The 15,145-nt window shown below is 63.8% G+C and carries 11 protein-coding genes; 5 read left to right on the forward strand and 6 right to left on the reverse strand.

Translation table 11 applies throughout. The features are described 5' to 3' along the window. The first annotated feature begins 168 nt into the window (after nucleotides 1-168). On the forward strand, nucleotides 169-1,662 hold the full coding sequence (locus VN004_RS14475; protein WP_325611328.1) for an FAD-linked oxidase C-terminal domain-containing protein: 1,494 nt from the start codon (nucleotides 169-171) through the stop codon (nucleotides 1,660-1,662). Between the two features lie 245 nt (nucleotides 1,663-1,907). Then, nucleotides 1,908-3,983, forward strand: coding sequence for an elongation factor G (locus VN004_RS14480; RefSeq protein ID WP_325611332.1), 2,076 nt, complete (start codon nucleotides 1,908-1,910; stop codon nucleotides 3,981-3,983). 206 nt (nucleotides 3,984-4,189) lie between these two features. Here the strand turns inward: VN004_RS14480 and VN004_RS14485 are convergent, their stop codons facing one another. Both VN004_RS14485 and VN004_RS14490 read right to left on the reverse strand, forming a co-directional pair. After that, the gene (locus VN004_RS14485) at nucleotides 4,190-5,287 is read right to left on the reverse strand and encodes an alkene reductase (protein ID WP_325611335.1); all 1,098 of its coding nucleotides are present in this window, start codon (nucleotides 5,285-5,287) and stop codon (nucleotides 4,190-4,192) included. Nucleotides 5,288-5,394: 107 nt separating this feature from the next. Next, on the reverse strand, nucleotides 5,395-5,613 hold the full coding sequence (locus VN004_RS14490; RefSeq protein WP_325611337.1) for a hypothetical protein: 219 nt from the start codon (nucleotides 5,611-5,613) through the stop codon (nucleotides 5,395-5,397). A gap of 107 nt (nucleotides 5,614-5,720) precedes the next feature. Between VN004_RS14490 and VN004_RS14495 the strand changes: the two genes are divergently transcribed. Both VN004_RS14495 and msrP read left to right on the forward strand, forming a co-directional pair. Continuing rightward, nucleotides 5,721-6,323 (forward strand): helix-turn-helix domain-containing protein, encoded by a 603-nt coding sequence (locus VN004_RS14495; protein WP_325611339.1) that lies wholly within the window; start codon nucleotides 5,721-5,723, stop codon nucleotides 6,321-6,323. 156 nt (nucleotides 6,324-6,479) lie between these two features. Next, nucleotides 6,480-7,451, forward strand: coding sequence for a protein-methionine-sulfoxide reductase catalytic subunit MsrP (gene msrP / locus VN004_RS14500; protein WP_325611340.1), 972 nt, complete (start codon nucleotides 6,480-6,482; stop codon nucleotides 7,449-7,451). Between the two features lie 583 nt (nucleotides 7,452-8,034). On the opposite strand, the gene VN004_RS14505 is transcribed toward msrP, so the two are convergent. Both VN004_RS14505 and trxB read right to left on the reverse strand, forming a co-directional pair. Beyond that, nucleotides 8,035-8,928 (reverse strand): LysR family transcriptional regulator, encoded by an 894-nt coding sequence (locus VN004_RS14505; protein WP_325611353.1) that lies wholly within the window; start codon nucleotides 8,926-8,928, stop codon nucleotides 8,035-8,037. 48 nt (nucleotides 8,929-8,976) lie between these two features. Further along, nucleotides 8,977-9,942 (reverse strand): thioredoxin-disulfide reductase, encoded by a 966-nt coding sequence (gene trxB / locus VN004_RS14510; RefSeq protein WP_325611342.1) that lies wholly within the window; start codon nucleotides 9,940-9,942, stop codon nucleotides 8,977-8,979. A gap of 221 nt (nucleotides 9,943-10,163) precedes the next feature. Here trxB and VN004_RS14515 point away from each other — a divergent pair, with 221 nt between their 5' ends. Next, the gene (locus VN004_RS14515; RefSeq protein ID WP_325611344.1) at nucleotides 10,164-10,649 is read left to right on the forward strand and encodes an Lrp/AsnC family transcriptional regulator; all 486 of its coding nucleotides are present in this window, start codon (nucleotides 10,164-10,166) and stop codon (nucleotides 10,647-10,649) included. A gap of 77 nt (nucleotides 10,650-10,726) precedes the next feature. On the opposite strand, the gene greA is transcribed toward VN004_RS14515, so the two are convergent. Both greA and carB read right to left on the reverse strand, forming a co-directional pair. Next, nucleotides 10,727-11,200 (reverse strand): transcription elongation factor GreA, encoded by a 474-nt coding sequence (greA, locus tag VN004_RS14520; protein ID WP_325611349.1) that lies wholly within the window; start codon nucleotides 11,198-11,200, stop codon nucleotides 10,727-10,729. Between the two features lie 152 nt (nucleotides 11,201-11,352). Then, nucleotides 11,353-14,796 (reverse strand): carbamoyl-phosphate synthase large subunit, encoded by a 3,444-nt coding sequence (gene carB, locus VN004_RS14525; RefSeq protein WP_325611351.1) that lies wholly within the window; start codon nucleotides 14,794-14,796, stop codon nucleotides 11,353-11,355. Nucleotides 14,797-15,145: the final 349 nt, after the last annotated feature.

The following is a 15,145-nucleotide window of genomic DNA, read 5'->3' on the forward strand; positions in this document are numbered from 1 at the left end:
TTGACGACAATATCCTTGATCATGCAGCCCCCCAGTTTCATCGGCAATGACCTGAAGTCCGGCCGGACTTCAGGCAAAGGCGGGAAAAGCGGCCCGTATCTTGCGCTCTCGTCGGCGCGGCCGCAATTGGATAAAGTCTATGGACGAAGACCGACGACGGATTGATTTATGTCAGTGAGGATGCCCGACCCCGACCGCGCGGTATTGCTGCGGCGCGAAGCGATCGTCGCTGCGATGCGCGCGATCGTCCCCGGCGAAGGCGTGATCGCAGGCGAGCGCGAGATGCGTCCATTCGAGACCGACGGGCTGACCGCGTATCGTCAATTGCCCCTCGTCGTGGTGCTGCCGTCAACGACGCAGCAGGTGGCGCAGGTTCTGCGGTATTGCCACGAGAACAATGTGAAGGTGGTACCCCGCGGCGCAGGCACGTCGCTGTCGGGCGGTGCACTGCCGCTGGAGGACGGCATCCTGCTCGGCATGTCGAAATTCAACCGCATCCGCGAGATCGATTACGACAATCGCGTGGTCGTGGCTGAGCCGGGTGTGACCAATCTCGGCATTTCAAACGCGGTGGCGGAGCGCGGCTTCTATTATGCGCCCGATCCCTCGTCGCAGATCGCCTGCACCATCGGCGGCAATGTCGCGGAGAATTCGGGCGGCGTGCATTGCCTGAAATACGGCATGACCACGAACAACGTGCTCGGCGTCGAGATGGTGCTGATGACCGGCGAGATCGTGCGCATCGGCGGAAAGCACCTTGATTCGGGCGGCTATGACCTGCTCGGCGTGATCAACGGCTCGGAAGGCCTGCTCGGCGTGGTCACAGAGATCACCGTCCGCATTCTGCGAAAGCCGGAAACCGCGCGCGCTCTCCTTGTGGGCTTCCCATCATCGGAAGACGCCGGCGCCTGCGTTGGCCGCATCATCGGCGCCGGCATCATTCCGGGCGGTATGGAGATGATGGATCGCCCGGCGATCCATGCGGTCGAGCAATTCGTCCACGCGGATTATCCGCTGGATGTCGAGGCGCTGCTGATCGTCGAACTCGACGGCGGTGAGGCCGAGGTCAACCACCTGATCGAGCGGGTCGAGGCGATCGCGCGACAATGCAATGCCACCACCTGCCGCGTCTCGCAGAACGAGGACGAACGGTTGCTGTTCTGGGCCGGACGCAAGGCGGCATTTCCAGCGGTCGGACGCATCTCGCCGGATTACCTCTGCATGGACGGCACCATTCCGCGCGCGGCGCTGCCGCTTGTTTTGTCCCGCATGCGGGAGATGAGCGAGCATTATGGTTTGCAGGTGGCTAACGTATTCCACGCCGGTGACGGTAATCTGCATCCGCTGATATTGTACGACGCGAATGTGCCGGGCGAGCTCGACAAGGCGGAAGCCTTCGGCGCCGATATCCTGCGGCTGTGTGTGGAAGTCGGCGGCGTGCTGACCGGCGAGCATGGCGTCGGGATCGAGAAGCGCGACCTGATGCCGACGATGTTCTCGGAAATCGATCTCAATCAGCAGCAGCGGCTGAAATGCGCGTTCGACGCGCAGGGTCTGCTCAATCCCGGAAAGGTATTTCCGCAACTGCATCGCTGCGCGGAACTTGGCCGCATGCATGTCCGCGCCGGCAAGCTGGCTTTCCCGGATATACCGCGATTTTGAATGAGCGCTGTCGCATCGGATTGCATTGCAACGGCGAAGTTCCGCAACGCCGCATCAAGCAAACCCGCATATCTTTCATCCGCCCCTTGCCTTTGCCCAAAAGCAGGCAGAGCATAGGCCTTCCGGCGTCTGACACGGCCGGAAATGCCGGCCTCCCTTCGGGTCAGGCGCCCAAACCGGGCGTGATGCCGAAGAATGCTACGCGGTTTTCGGGTTGCATCGCGCCCCTGTGACGGGAGGCGTCGATGACGGAAGCACATGCGAACGGCACTAGAGCCAACGGCAATAGGCCGAAGGGTCCCCGGTGCATTGCATTGGTGGGCCCCTTCCAGAGTGGAAAGACCACGCTGCTCGAAGCGATCCTCGCTCGCACCGGCGCGATCCAGCGTCAGGGCAGCGTCGAAGCTGGCACCTCGGTCGGCGACAATTCCAAGGAGGCGCGCCACCACGCGATGAGCGTCGAATTGTCGGTCGCGACCACGACCTTCATGGACGAAAGCTATACCTTTATCGATTGTCCCGGTTCCATCGAGTTCATTCACGACATGCGTGCCGCGTTGCCTGCGGTCGACGCTGCCGTCGTGGTCTGCGAGGCGGACGAAAAGAAGGTGCCGCAATTGCAGCTCGTGCTGCGCGAACTCGAAGAACAGAAGATTCCGCATTTCCTGTTTCTCAACAAGATCGACAAGGCCGACAAGCGGTTGCGGGAAACGCTGCAGCTTCTTCAACCGGCGTCGCGCGTGCCGTTGCTGCTCCGGCAGATACCGATCTGGAGGAACGACATCATCACCGGCTTCGTCGACCTCGCATTGGAACGCGCGCATGTCTACAAGGAGCACACCGCATCCGAGGTGATCGAGCTGTCGGGCGAGGACCTCGCGCGCGAGAAGACCGCGCGCTTCACCATGCTGGAGACGCTCGCCGATCACGACGACGAGCTGATGGAGCAATTGCTCGAGGACATTCCGCCGCCGCGCGACAAGGTGTTCGACGATCTCGCCAAGGACTTGCGCGACGGTCAGGTCTGTCCGGTGCTGATCGGCGTTGCGACCCGCACCAATGGCGTGCTGCGTCTCCTCAAGGCGCTGCGCCACGAAGCGCCGAATATCGAGACGACCGCGAAGCGGCTCGGCGTCAAGGCTGAGGGCAGCGATGTGGTCGGTTACGTGCTCAAGTCGATCAACACTGCGCATGGCGGCAAAATGTCGGTCGTGCGGGTGCTGGCCGGTCAGGTTGGCGACGGCACCACGCTGAATTCCCAGGATCGCGAGGCCGGCCGTGTTTCCGGCGTCTTCAAGATGATGGGACAGGCCTTCGAGAAGCGCGGCGCGGCGCAGACCGGCGAGACCGTGGCGCTCGGCAAGCTCGACAATGCAAGGACCGGCGACACGCTCGCCTCGGGCAAGGAGAGTCCCGCGCGTCTGGTGGACATCGTGCCGTATCCGCCGGTACTGGCGCTTTCGATCGCGGCCAGGGAGCGCAAGGACGACGTCAAGCTCGGTCAGGCGCTCAACAAGCTGGTCGAGGAAGATCCCTCGATCTCCATCGTGCATAACCCGGACACCCACGAAGTCATTCTGTGGGGGCAGGGCGAGATGCATCTGCGGGTCGCGACCGAGCGGCTCACCGACCGGTTCGGCATCGCCATCGAGAAGCGGCAGCCCAGCGTCGGTTATCGCGAGACCATCAAGAAAGGCGTGCAGCAGCGGGGCCGGCACAAGAAGCAGTCCGGCGGCCACGGGCAGTTCGGCGACGTGGTGCTGGACATCAAGCCGCTGCCGCGCGGCTCGGGCTTCCAGTTCGCCGAAACCATCACCGGCGGCGTGGTGCCGCGCAACTACATCCCCTCGGTCGAGGAAGGCGTCATCGACGGCCTGAAGCACGGGCCGCTCGGCTTCCCGGTGGTCGACGTGTCGGTGACGCTGATCGACGGCTCGTATCACACCGTGGATTCGTCGGATCAGGCGTTCCGCACCGCCGGTCGCATCGGTGTGGTGGAAGCCCTGCCGCAATGCCAGCCGGTGCTGCTCGAACCGATCCACGCCGTCGAGATCATTTGCCCGAGCGATGCAACGGCGAAGATCAACGCGATCCTGTCGGGACGGCGCGGGCAGATCCTCGGCTTCGACACACGCGAAGGCTGGCCCGGCTGGGATTCGGTGAAGGCGATGATGCCGGAATCCGAGATCGGCGACCTGATCGTGGAAGTGCGCTCGGCGACGGCCGGCGTCGGCACCTTCACCTTCAAGTTCGACCACATGGCCGAACTGACCGGCCGTACCGCGGACCAGATCGTGGCGGCGCGGCGCGCGGCGGAGTGATCGGCCGCAAGCCGTGCGCGCTCCTCCTGACGCGCATTCCGGTCACCTCCCCCCTTGCGGGGGGAGGCCGACGGCCGAAGGCCGTCGGAAGGGGGTACACCGCATACGCAACAACCCTGCGGTCCCTTAATGGTGACCCCCTCCCTGACCCTCCCCCGCAAGGGGGAGGGAACGCACCGCGTTCGTGGAGGCGTTGAAACTCAACCTCACCCGATCAGCGCCGGGTAGTCGGTGTAGCCCTTCTGCTCGCCGGCATAGAACGTCGCCTGATCCGGCGCGTTCAACGGCGCACGGCGCTCGAAGCGATGCGGCAGATCGGGATTGGCGAGGAACGCCACGCCATAGGCGACGAGATCGGCTTCGCCGGACTGAATCGCGGCGTTGCCTGACGCGAGATCGTAACCGCCATTGACGATGAAGGTGCCTTTGAACACCTTCCGCAGAACCGGCGAAAGATGGTTCGGCCCGCTCGGCGGATCGAAGCTGTGCAGATAGACGATGCCGAGATCGCTGAGACGCTCCGCCAGATACGAGAAGGTCTCGCGCGGATTGGAATCCGACATGGAATTGAAGGCGCCGTTCGGCGAAATGCGATAGCCGACGCGATCCTTGCCCCAGACATCGATCACCGCTTGCGTGACCTCCAGCGGGAAGCGCACGCGGTTCTCCAGCGAGCCGCCATAGGCGTCGGTACGATGATTGGAGCCGTCGCGAGTGAACTGGTCGAGGAGATATCCATTTGCGCCGTGGATTTCGACGCCATCGAAGCCGGCGGCCTTGGCATTCTCCGCCGCCTTGCGGAATTGCGCGACGATGCCCGGCAATTCAGATGCGTCGAGCGCGCGCGGCGTCACCATCTTCTGCGGACCTTTTTCGGTGAAGACCTCACCCTCGGCCGCAATGGCCGACGGCGCCACCGGCAGCGCGCCGCCGTGGAAATCCGGATGCGAGACGCGCCCGACATGCCAGAGCTGCAGGAAGATCTTGCCACCCTCGCGCGCTACCGCGGCGGTGATCTTGCGCCACGCCGCGACCTGTTCGGGGGAATGGATGCCGGGGGTGCGGATATAGCCCTGACCTTGCGGGCTGACCTGGGAGCCTTCCGTGACGATCAGTCCCGCGCTCGCACGCTGGCGGTAATAGGTCTCGGCGAGGGGGTTCGGCACATTGCCGGCGAGGGCCCGGCTCCGGGTCATCGGGGCCATCACCATGCGATTGGAAAGGTGGAGGGGGCCAAGCTGATACGGCTCGAACAGAGGTTCAGCGGCCTGTGCGGCTTTCGCCGTTGCGGCGGTTGGGCTCATGGAAGCTTCCTTTCGATGGAGAAGAGTTTGGCGCCGGACGGCCGATGGGGACGATGAGGGCCGCCCGGCGCTTCGGCGCGGCGGGAGGAATCGCCGCGCCTGAGGGTTCAGCAGGCGAGGAGCGGGCAGGGCGCGCCCTCGGTCCCGGTGGCGTCAAGCGACGCCGCGATGTCTGAAAGCTCCGTCTCCAGGGCCGCCGGATCGACGCCATCGGCCTTCATGACCATCCGGACCAGCGGGTCGGTCAGGATCTCGGGAAAGGTCAGGGAGCGGATGCGGGCGGCCCTTTCAGTCGCGTTGTAATTGCCGTAGATGGGGAAATGCATAGGTGCCTCCGGTCGATCTGGGGATTGGCCGGCACCACTTGATTATGGTACTGACCGGTAACACCTGCTAGTTACTGACCGGTAACACCCATGTCAAGGGGCGAGCTATGGCAGACGAAATGATTGCGACTAAAGTAGTAGGGTCCGAACGGCTGCCGCCTCGCGAGCGGATCATCGCGGCGGCGCGGGAGCTGTTCTATCGCCACGGCATCCGGGCGGTCGGCGTCGAGGCCATCGCGGAAGCGGCCGGCACCAACAAGATGACGCTCTACCGCCACTTCGACTCCAAGGACGCGCTGGTCGCGGAATATCTGCGCGGGCTCGCGGCCGAGAAACACAGCGCCTGGTCCACCTTCGAGGCCGAGCATCCCGGCGACCCGCGTGCGCAGCTCGAGGCCTGGCTGGTGGAGGCCGCGCGCAACGTCAGCGATCCGAAGTCGCGCGGCTGCGCGCTGGCCAACGCCGCGGTGGAACTTCCCGAGAAGCATCACCCGGCCCGCTGCGTGATCGAGCAATGCAAGCAGGATTCGCGCGCCAAGCTCGTCGCCTTATGCCGCGAGGCTGGCGCGACCCAGCCGGAACTCCTTGCCGATCAGCTCTTCATGCTGCTCGAAGGCGCGCTGGTCTGCACCCAGTCGACCGGGCATCAGGGCCCGGCCTGCAATTTCATCGAAGCGGGCCGCGCCATCGTCGCGGCGCATCTGCGCTAGCGCCCCGGAGCACACGCGCCGCTCCCTATTATTCGGACGCACACCGGCGATTGTTACACGCCGCCGCCATCATATTGCTTTCGCGGATGCGTGATTTGCGGCGTCACAGGGCGCTGCGTATGTCATGCTGGACAGGAAAAAGTCCGGAGACACGCGATGAACATCATTCGCCGCCGCGGTTGGGAAGCGCCTGAACATGAGGTCACGCCGGAGCATTATTTCCTGAGCCGCCGTGCGATCATCGCGGGCGGCGTCAGTGCACTCATGATCGGCGGCTATGCCGGGGCCCAGCGCCTGTCCGATGTCGAAAAACTGCCGGATCCGACGACGGACCTTTATCCCGCCAAGGTCAATTCGACCTATCCGGTGGATCGCCCGCTCACCGACGAGAAGACCGTCACCAGCTACAACAATTTCTATGAATTCGGCGGCGACAAATACATCTCGCAGCGCGCGCAGGCGCTGAAGATCAGGCCGTGGACGGTGAAGATCGATGGCATGGTCGAGAAGCCGTTCGAGATCGGCGTCGACGATCTCATTCGCAAGATGCCGCTGGAAGAACGCATCTACCGGCTGCGCTGCGTGGAAGCCTGGAGCATGACGATTCCGTGGACCGGCTTTCCGTTGGCGAAGCTCCTCGAACTCGCAAAGCCGCTGTCGTCGGCGAAATACGTGCAGATGGAAACCTTCAAGGATTCCGCGATGGCGCCGGGCCAGCGGCAGACCTGGTATCCGTGGCCTTACACGGAAGGGCTCACCATCGCCGAAGCGTCCAACGACCTCGCGTTCCTCGTGACCGGTGTCTATGGCAAGCCCGCGCCGCGGCAGAACGGTGCGCCGCTGCGCCTCGCTGTGCCGTGGAAATATGGCTTCAAGTCAGTGAAATCGATTGTGCGCTTTCACTTCACCGACAAGCGGCCGAAGTCGTATTGGGAGTCGCTGCAGGCGAGCGAATATGGCTTCTGGGCCAATGTGAATCCGAAGGTCGATCATCCGCGCTGGAGCCAGGCGACGGAAGAAGTGATCGGCGCCGGCGGCAAGCGCGTCCCGACGCTGTTGTTCAACGGCTACGGCGAATGGGTGGCCGATCTCTACAAGGGCCTCGACAACGAGCGGCTCTACGCGTGATTCCGAGCGCCCAACGGCGCGCTCGGTTTGCCACAGCCTCCGTTCATTCCCGCGCAATCGGGAATCCGGCCTATGAATGCTTCTGGCGCGGGCTACACGCACTTCGCTCGATGCGCTCGCCGAGCGCTCCGATGTCACCAAGCTGACACACGCATAAGTTCCCGATGCGGAAGCGCGCGCGAGCGAGATCATGCTGCGCTCGAAGGTGCGATGGCGCTGATCCTGATTCACGGCCAGCGCCGCTATATCGACGCTGCCGCTTCCGCCGCGAAGCGGCTCGCGGCAAAGCCGCTGCAACACGCCGCGTGATCAAGAAAAAACCGGGCCGCGAGGGGAGCGGCCCGGTTGAGTTCTTGCCGGCGCGGGAAGGCCGGCAATCACCTTCCAGAGGGGAATCACTGTCTGCGTCGGTTGCGATCTGGGAGGATTCGAAAACCATCCGCATCCAGCATGCGTGAAGTATGAATTCGCAAGGGCGGGCCGACAACGCACGCGCACGTTGGTCAGCCATGCGCTGCTCGCAAGACGATCGGCCATGCCTCCGCCGCAAAGCGCACAGCGCTCGCGATAACGGAACGGTCGATCAGAACGCCCAGCGCTGCGCCTTGGACACCAGGAAGTCCCTGAATACCTGCACGCGCGCGACCGACTTCAGTTCTTCTGGGTAGACGAAATAGGCGTCGAGGGTAATCGGATCCGCCTGGCCAAGAAGCTGCACAAGCCCCTCGTTTTCCTCGATGAGGTAATCGGGGAGGAGCGCAATACCGATGCCTTTCTGACAGGCCCGCAGCAGCGCAAGGATGTTGTTCACCACGAGGATCGGCGTGCGCGGCGCCTTGCCTTCGCGGCCGATTTCCAGCGGCCAGTTCCGGTTCTGCAGGAAGGTCGGGATATTGCCGCCGCCGAGCAGCATGACGCGATGGTTGTCGAGGTCGTCCACCTTGGACGGCGTGCCGAAGCGCTTCAGGTATTCCGGCGACGCGTAAAGATGGAAATGCACCGAGAACAATTTGCGCTGGATGAGGTCCGGCTGTGTCGGGATGCGCAGACGGATCGCAACGTCGGCCTCGCGCATGGCGAGATCGAGTTCCTCGTCGGTGGTGATCAGCGAGATGCGGATATCCGGATAGAGATCGATGAACTCGCCGAGCTTTGGCGTCAGCCAGTGATTGCCGAGACCCACGGTGGTCGTCACCTTGAGATCGCCGTTCGGCCGCTCGCGGCTGTCGGTCAGCTTGGCGCGGGCCGACTCGAGCTTCATGAACACTTCGTGCGCCGTGCGATACAGGAGCTCGCCCTGTTCGGTCAGGATCAGCCCGCGCGCGTGGCGGTGAAACAGCGACACATTCAGCGCCTGTTCCAGTGCGCTGACCTGCCGCGACACCGCCGATTGCGAGAGTCCGAGTTGTTCGCCTGCATGAGTGAAACTGCCGGCTTCCGCAGCGGCATGGAACACCTTCAGCTTGTCCCAATCCATTGAGGTCATGGAGAACCTTGATCGCTGCTGGAGCAAAGCGGCACCGCCTTATTCTGCAGCCGCGCGCAAACCTTCGTGCGCGGCGATGAAACGTTCGGCCTCGAGAGCGGCCATGCAGCCCATGCCGGCAGCGGTGACGGCCTGCCGGTAGATATCGTCGGTGACATCGCCTGCGGCGAACAGGCCCGGCACCGACGTCGCGGTCGAGAACGGCGCAGTTGCGACATAGCCGTTCGGCTTCATCTCCACCTTGTCTTTCACGAGCTCGGTGGACGGCGAATGACCGATGGCGACGAACACGCCATCGACCTTGCGTTCGGTGACGGCGCCGGTCTTCAGGTTGCGCAGGAACGCGCCCGTCACCTTGTGCGGATTATCGGTTCCGACGAGATCGTCGACCACGCTGTCCCACACCACTTCGATCTTCGGATGCTTGAACAGCCGGTCCTGCAGGATCCGCTCCGCGCGCAGGCTGTCGCGGCGATGCACCAGCGTCACCTTGCTGGCGAAATTGGTGAGGAACAACGCTTCCTCGACCGCGCTGTTGCCGCCGCCGATGACCATCACCTCCTTGCCGCGATAGAAGAAGCCGTCGCAGGTGGCGCAGGCCGAGACGCCATATCCCTTGAACTTCTCTTCGAACGGCAGGCCGAGCCAGCGCGCCTGCGCGCCGGTCGCAAGGATCACGGTCTCGGCGAGATAGACGTCGCCGGAATCGCAGGCCAGCCGGAAGGGGCGGGACGACGTGTCGAGATCGTTGACGTGATCGGTGACGATGCGCGTGCCGACATGCTCGGCCTGCTTCTGCATCTGTTCCATCAGCCACGGGCCCTGGATCACATCGGCGAAGCCCGGATAGTTCTCCACATCGGTGGTGATCGTGAGCTGACCGCCCGGCTGGTAGCCCTGGATCAGCACCGGCTCCAGCATCGCCCGCGCGGCGTAGATCGCGGCGGTGTAACCCGCCGGCCCCGAGCCGATGATGACAACCTTGGCATGCGTGGTCTTGGTCATAGTGCAGTCCGTGGAAGTACCGAGGGCGCGGCGAGCGGCTCGCGGCGGGGCAATGGCCGTTGGAATTTAGGCATTTGGCCGAGCTATGCAAGCAACGCAACCCGGCCTGCCCGAAAGCATCACAGAACAATCGGCTGGAACCGGTTCCACGCAATTTTATTTCGCGCAGGGCCTCGAATGGCTATTGTTGCCGGACAGACCGACAAGGAGGCCCGGCCGGCATGCTCGCGCGACTCGACGCGATCGACTGGAAGATTCTCGCGGAACTCCAGCAGGACGGCCGCATGACCAATGTGGAACTCGCCCGCCGGGTCGGAATTTCGGCGCCACCCTGCCTGCGTCGGGTGCGGGCGCTGGAGGAGGCCGGTTACATCCGCGGCTACCGGGCCCTGCTCGACGAGAAGCGGCTCGGCTTCGAGCTCACGGCCTTCGCCCTTGTGCATCTGTCGAGCCAGGCTGAATCCGATCTGTCCGCCTTCGAAAGCTTCGTGCGGGCGCAGCCGCTGGTCCGCGAATGCTGGATGCTGTCGGGCGAGGTCGACTTCATCCTCAAATGCGTGGCGCCGGACCTGAAGACCTTCCAGGCTTTCGTCAGCGAACTCACGGCCGCACCGCATGTCCGCAACGTCAAAACCTCGCTCACGCTTCGCGCCTCGAAGGATGAGCCCGCGGTTCCGATGGACCTGTCGAAGACCGCGGCGGTTTGACCGCCGGCGCCGAAAACAAAATGCCCGGCGCTGGGCCGGGCATTTCAATCACAGAGAAAGCGCCGTGTGCGAATGAATTATCGCCACTCCACCTTCAAAACCTCATAAGCCTTGGCGCCGCCGGGGGTCACGACTTCGACGCTCGCGCCCTTCTTCTTGCCGAGCAGAGCGCGGGCGAGCGGCGATGAGATCGAAATGCGGCCGGACTTGGCATCGGCCTCCGGTTCGCCGACGATCTGCCAGACCTGCTTCTTCTCGGTGTCCTCGTCGATCAGCGTAACGGTCGCGCCGAATTTCACGGTGTCGCCGGACAGCTTGGAGACGTCGATCACCTCGGCGCGCGCCAGCTTGTCCTCAAGCTCGGCGATGCGGCCCTCGTTGTGCGACTGCGCTTCCTTGGCGGCGTGATACTCCGCATTTTCCGAAAGATCGCCATGGCCGCGCGCTTCGGTAATCTGTTGAATGATGCGCGGGCGTTCCACCTGCTGGCAATGCTTCAGCTCGTTCTCCAGAGCCGTGTAGCCTGCCGCGGTCATTGGAATCTTGTCCATCGTCTTCCAACCTCATGGCCCCCTTGCGGCCGAAAAGGCCGGCGGGAGCAGATTACAGACAAAAGTGCTGATCGCGAGCCGGCGGATTATGCTGGCACGCGACCGGAACCCTTGTCCAAAAAACAACCGTCACCAACACGCCGGAACTGTTTTCAGTTCCGGCCGCCGAAATAGCCTTGCAGCGCGCGGACCTCGAGATCCCCCTCAAGGAAGGCTTTTATTCCTCGCGCCGCCGCGACGGCTCCCGAAAGAGTGGTGTAGTACGGCACTTTATGCAAGAGGGCCGCGGTCCGCAGCGACGTCGAGTCCGCCAGCGCCTGGGCCCCCTCGGTGGTGTTGAAAACCAGCTGGACGTCGCCGTTCTTGATGGCGTCCACGATATGCGGACGGCCCTCCAGCACCTTGTTGATCTTGGTGGACGGCACCCCGTGCTCGTCGAGGTAGCGCTTGGTGCCGGAGGTGGCGATGATCCGGAAGCCGAGGCCCACGAGGGTCCGCAGCGCCTCAACGATCCGCGGCTTGTCCGAATCGCGGACCGAGACGAACACGGTGCCGGAGCGGGGCACCCGCGTGCCGCCGCCGAGCTGCGACTTTGCGAAGGCGGTCTCGAAGCTTCGGGCAATGCCCATGACCTCGCCGGTCGACTTCATTTCGGGGCCGAGCACGGTGTCGACGCCGGGGAAGCGGGCGAACGGGAAGACGGCTTCCTTGACGCCGATATGCTCGATGCGCGGCGGAGTGAGCTTGAAGCTAGCGAGGCTCTCGCCGGCCATGATGCGCGAGGCGATCTTCGCAACCGGCAGTCCGATCACCTTGGCGACGAACGGCACCGTGCGCGAAGCGCGGGGATTGACCTCCAGCACGTAGATCTCGCGATCCTTGATCGCGTATTGCACATTCATCAGCCCGCCGACCTTCAGCGCGAGCGCAAGCGCGCGGGTCTGCCGTTCGAGCTCGGCGATGAGATCAGCATCGAGCGAATGCGGCGGCAATGCGCAGGCGCTGTCGCCCGAATGCACGCCCGCTTCCTCGATATGCTCCATGATACCGGCGATGAAGGTGTCCTTGCCGTCGGCGAGGCAGTCCACATCGACTTCGATCGCGTCCGACAGATAGCGGTCGAGGAGGAGCGGGCGCTTTTCCGACACCACGAGTTCGGACGGGCGGTCGAGGTCGCCGATCAGCCGCGCCAAATAACGATCGAGCTGATGGACGTCATGCACGATTTCCATCGCGCGCCCGCCGAGCACATAGGACGGCCGGATCACGATCGGAAAACCGATCTCGCCGGCGATCCTGCGCGCCTGTTCCGGTGAGGACGCGATCGCATTCTGCGGCTGTTTGAGGTCGAGCTTGTCGAGCAGCTTCTTGAACCGGTCGCGGTCCTCGGCAAGGTCGATCATGTCGGGCGAGGTGCCGAGGATCGGCACATTCGCCTTCTCAAGCGGTTCGGCGAGCTTGAGCGGGGTCTGGCCGCCGAACTGCACGATCACGCCATGCAGGGTGCCGCGCGAGCGTTCGACGTCGATGATTTCGAGGACGTCTTCGGCGGTCAGCGGCTCGAAATACAGGCGATCCGAGGTGTCGTAGTCGGTCGACACGGTCTCCGGATTGCAGTTGACCATGATGGTCTCGTAGCCCGCATCCTTCAGCGCGAAGCAGGCGTGGCAGCAGCAATAATCAAATTCGATGCCCTGTCCGATGCGGTTCGGACCGCCACCGAGGATGACCACCTTCTTGCGGTCGGAGGGCGCCGCTTCGTTCGAAGCGGTGCCGGCGAACGGCGCCTCGTAGGTCGAGTACATGTACGCCGTGGGCGAGGCGAATTCTGCGGCGCAGGTGTCGATGCGCTTGAACACCGGCCGCACATTCAGCGCATGCCGTTTCGCCGTCACCTCGGCCGCGCTCTGCCCGGTCAATTTGCCGAGCCGTGCATCGGAAAAGCCCATCGCCTTGAGGCGGCGCAGCGCGCCCGGCGTCGCCGGCAGGCCCTTCTTCTTGATCTGCTCTTCGGTCTCCACGATGCCGCGGATCTGGGCGAGGAACCACGGATCGATCTTGCAGCTCGCGTGGATGGTCTCGTCGTCCTGACCGAGCCGCATCGCCTGCGCCACTTTCAGGATGCGGTCCGGGGTCGGCGTGCCGAGCGCGGCGCGGATGGCATTCTTGTCGTCGCCCTCGTCGACGCCTTCGATCTCGATGTCGTCGAGGCCGGTCAGGCCGGTCTCGAGGGAACGCAGCGCCTTCTGCAGCGATTCCTGGAAGTTGCGGCCGATCGCCATGGCTTCGCCGACCGACTTCATCGAGGTGGTGAGGACGGGCGAAGCGCCGGGGAATTTCTCGAAGGCGAAGCGCGGGACTTTCGTCACCACATAATCGATGGTCGGCTCGAACGAGGCCGGCGTCGCGCCGCCGGTGATGTCGTTGGCGATCTCGTCGAGCGTGTAGCCGACCGCGAGCTTCGCCGCGACCTTTGCGATCGGAAAGCCGGTCGCCTTGGACGCGAGCGCGGACGAACGCGAGACCCGCGGATTCATTTCGATGACGACGAGGCGACCGTCCGCCGGATTGACCGCGAACTGCACATTGGAGCCGCCGGTCTCCACCCCGATCTCGCGCAGCACCGCGATCGAGGCGTCGCGCATGATCTGGTATTCTTTATCGGTGAGCGTCAGCGCCGGCGCGACGGTGATCGAGTCGCCGGTATGCACGCCCATCGGATCGACGTTCTCGATCGAGCAGACGATGATGCAATTGTCCGCCTTGTCGCGGACCACTTCCATCTCGAATTCTTTCCAGCCGAGCACCGATTCTTCGATCAGCACTTCGTTGGTCGGCGAGGCGTCGAGCCCGCGCTCGATGATGTCGAGGAATTCCTCGCGGGTATAGGCGATGCCGCCGCCGGTGCCGGCGAGCGTGAAGGAGGGACGGATGATCGCGGGCAGGCCGATCACCGACAAGGCTTCCAGCGCCTCGATCAGCCCGCGCTCGATGTATTTCTTCTTTCGCTCGGCGTCGCCCGCGGCCCAGTTCGCCTCGAAGGCGGCGAGCGCCTTCGTCTGCTCGTCAGGCGGCAGGTGCCTCGCTCTGATGGCGGCGATTTCGGCGTTGTACTTGTCGCGGTCGGCCTGTTTCAGAACCGAGGCATTGGCGAGCGCCGAACGCGGCGTCTCGAGGCCGATCTTCTTCATCGCCTCGCGGAACAGCTCGCGATCTTCCGCCTTGTCGATCGCCTCGGCCGTGGCGCCGATCATCTGCACGCCGAACTTGTCGAGCACGCCCATCTTCTTGAGCGAGAGCGCGCAATTCAGCGCGGTCTGCCCGCCCATGGTCGGCAGCAGCGCGTCAGGCCGCTCCTTCTCGATGATGCGGGCGACGATTTCCGGAGTGATCGACTCGATATAGGTGGCGTCGGCCAGTTCCGGGTCGGTCATGATCGTCGCCGGATTGGAATTGACCAGGACGATCCGGTAGCCCTCTTCCCGCAGGGCCTTGCAGGCCTGGGTGCCGGAATAATCGAACTCGCAGGCCTGTCCAATGACGATCGGACCCGCGCCGATGATCAGGATCGATTTGATGTCTGTACGTTTGGGCATCGGCTCCGCTTCGCGACCTTGCTTCCGGGGCGGCTGGGGGAGGACCCGGAATACTAGAAACTCGAACTTGCGCTCGCTTCCGGGTTCCCGGATCCGGCGCTGTGCACCGTCCCGGAACAACCGGTAACAAGGCATAAAAAAAGGGCGCGCTTTGCGCGCGTCCTTGGCCCCCGGCTGCGGGGTTTACCCCGCGCGGTGGGGTGTTTAGACCAGAATCGGAGGGGTGGGAAGGCCCGACAGCCTCCGTCCGGCCAACTTTCCCCGCAGCATTGCGCATGGGGCCCGGATCAGGTGCTCAGCTATGTGCGCAAAAGCTGTGATTGAAGGGGTCGTTGGACCAGCCCGGATA

This window comes from Pseudorhodoplanes sp. (genome assembly GCF_035565855.1).
Taxonomy (GTDB): Bacteria; Pseudomonadota; Alphaproteobacteria; order Rhizobiales; family Xanthobacteraceae; genus Pseudorhodoplanes.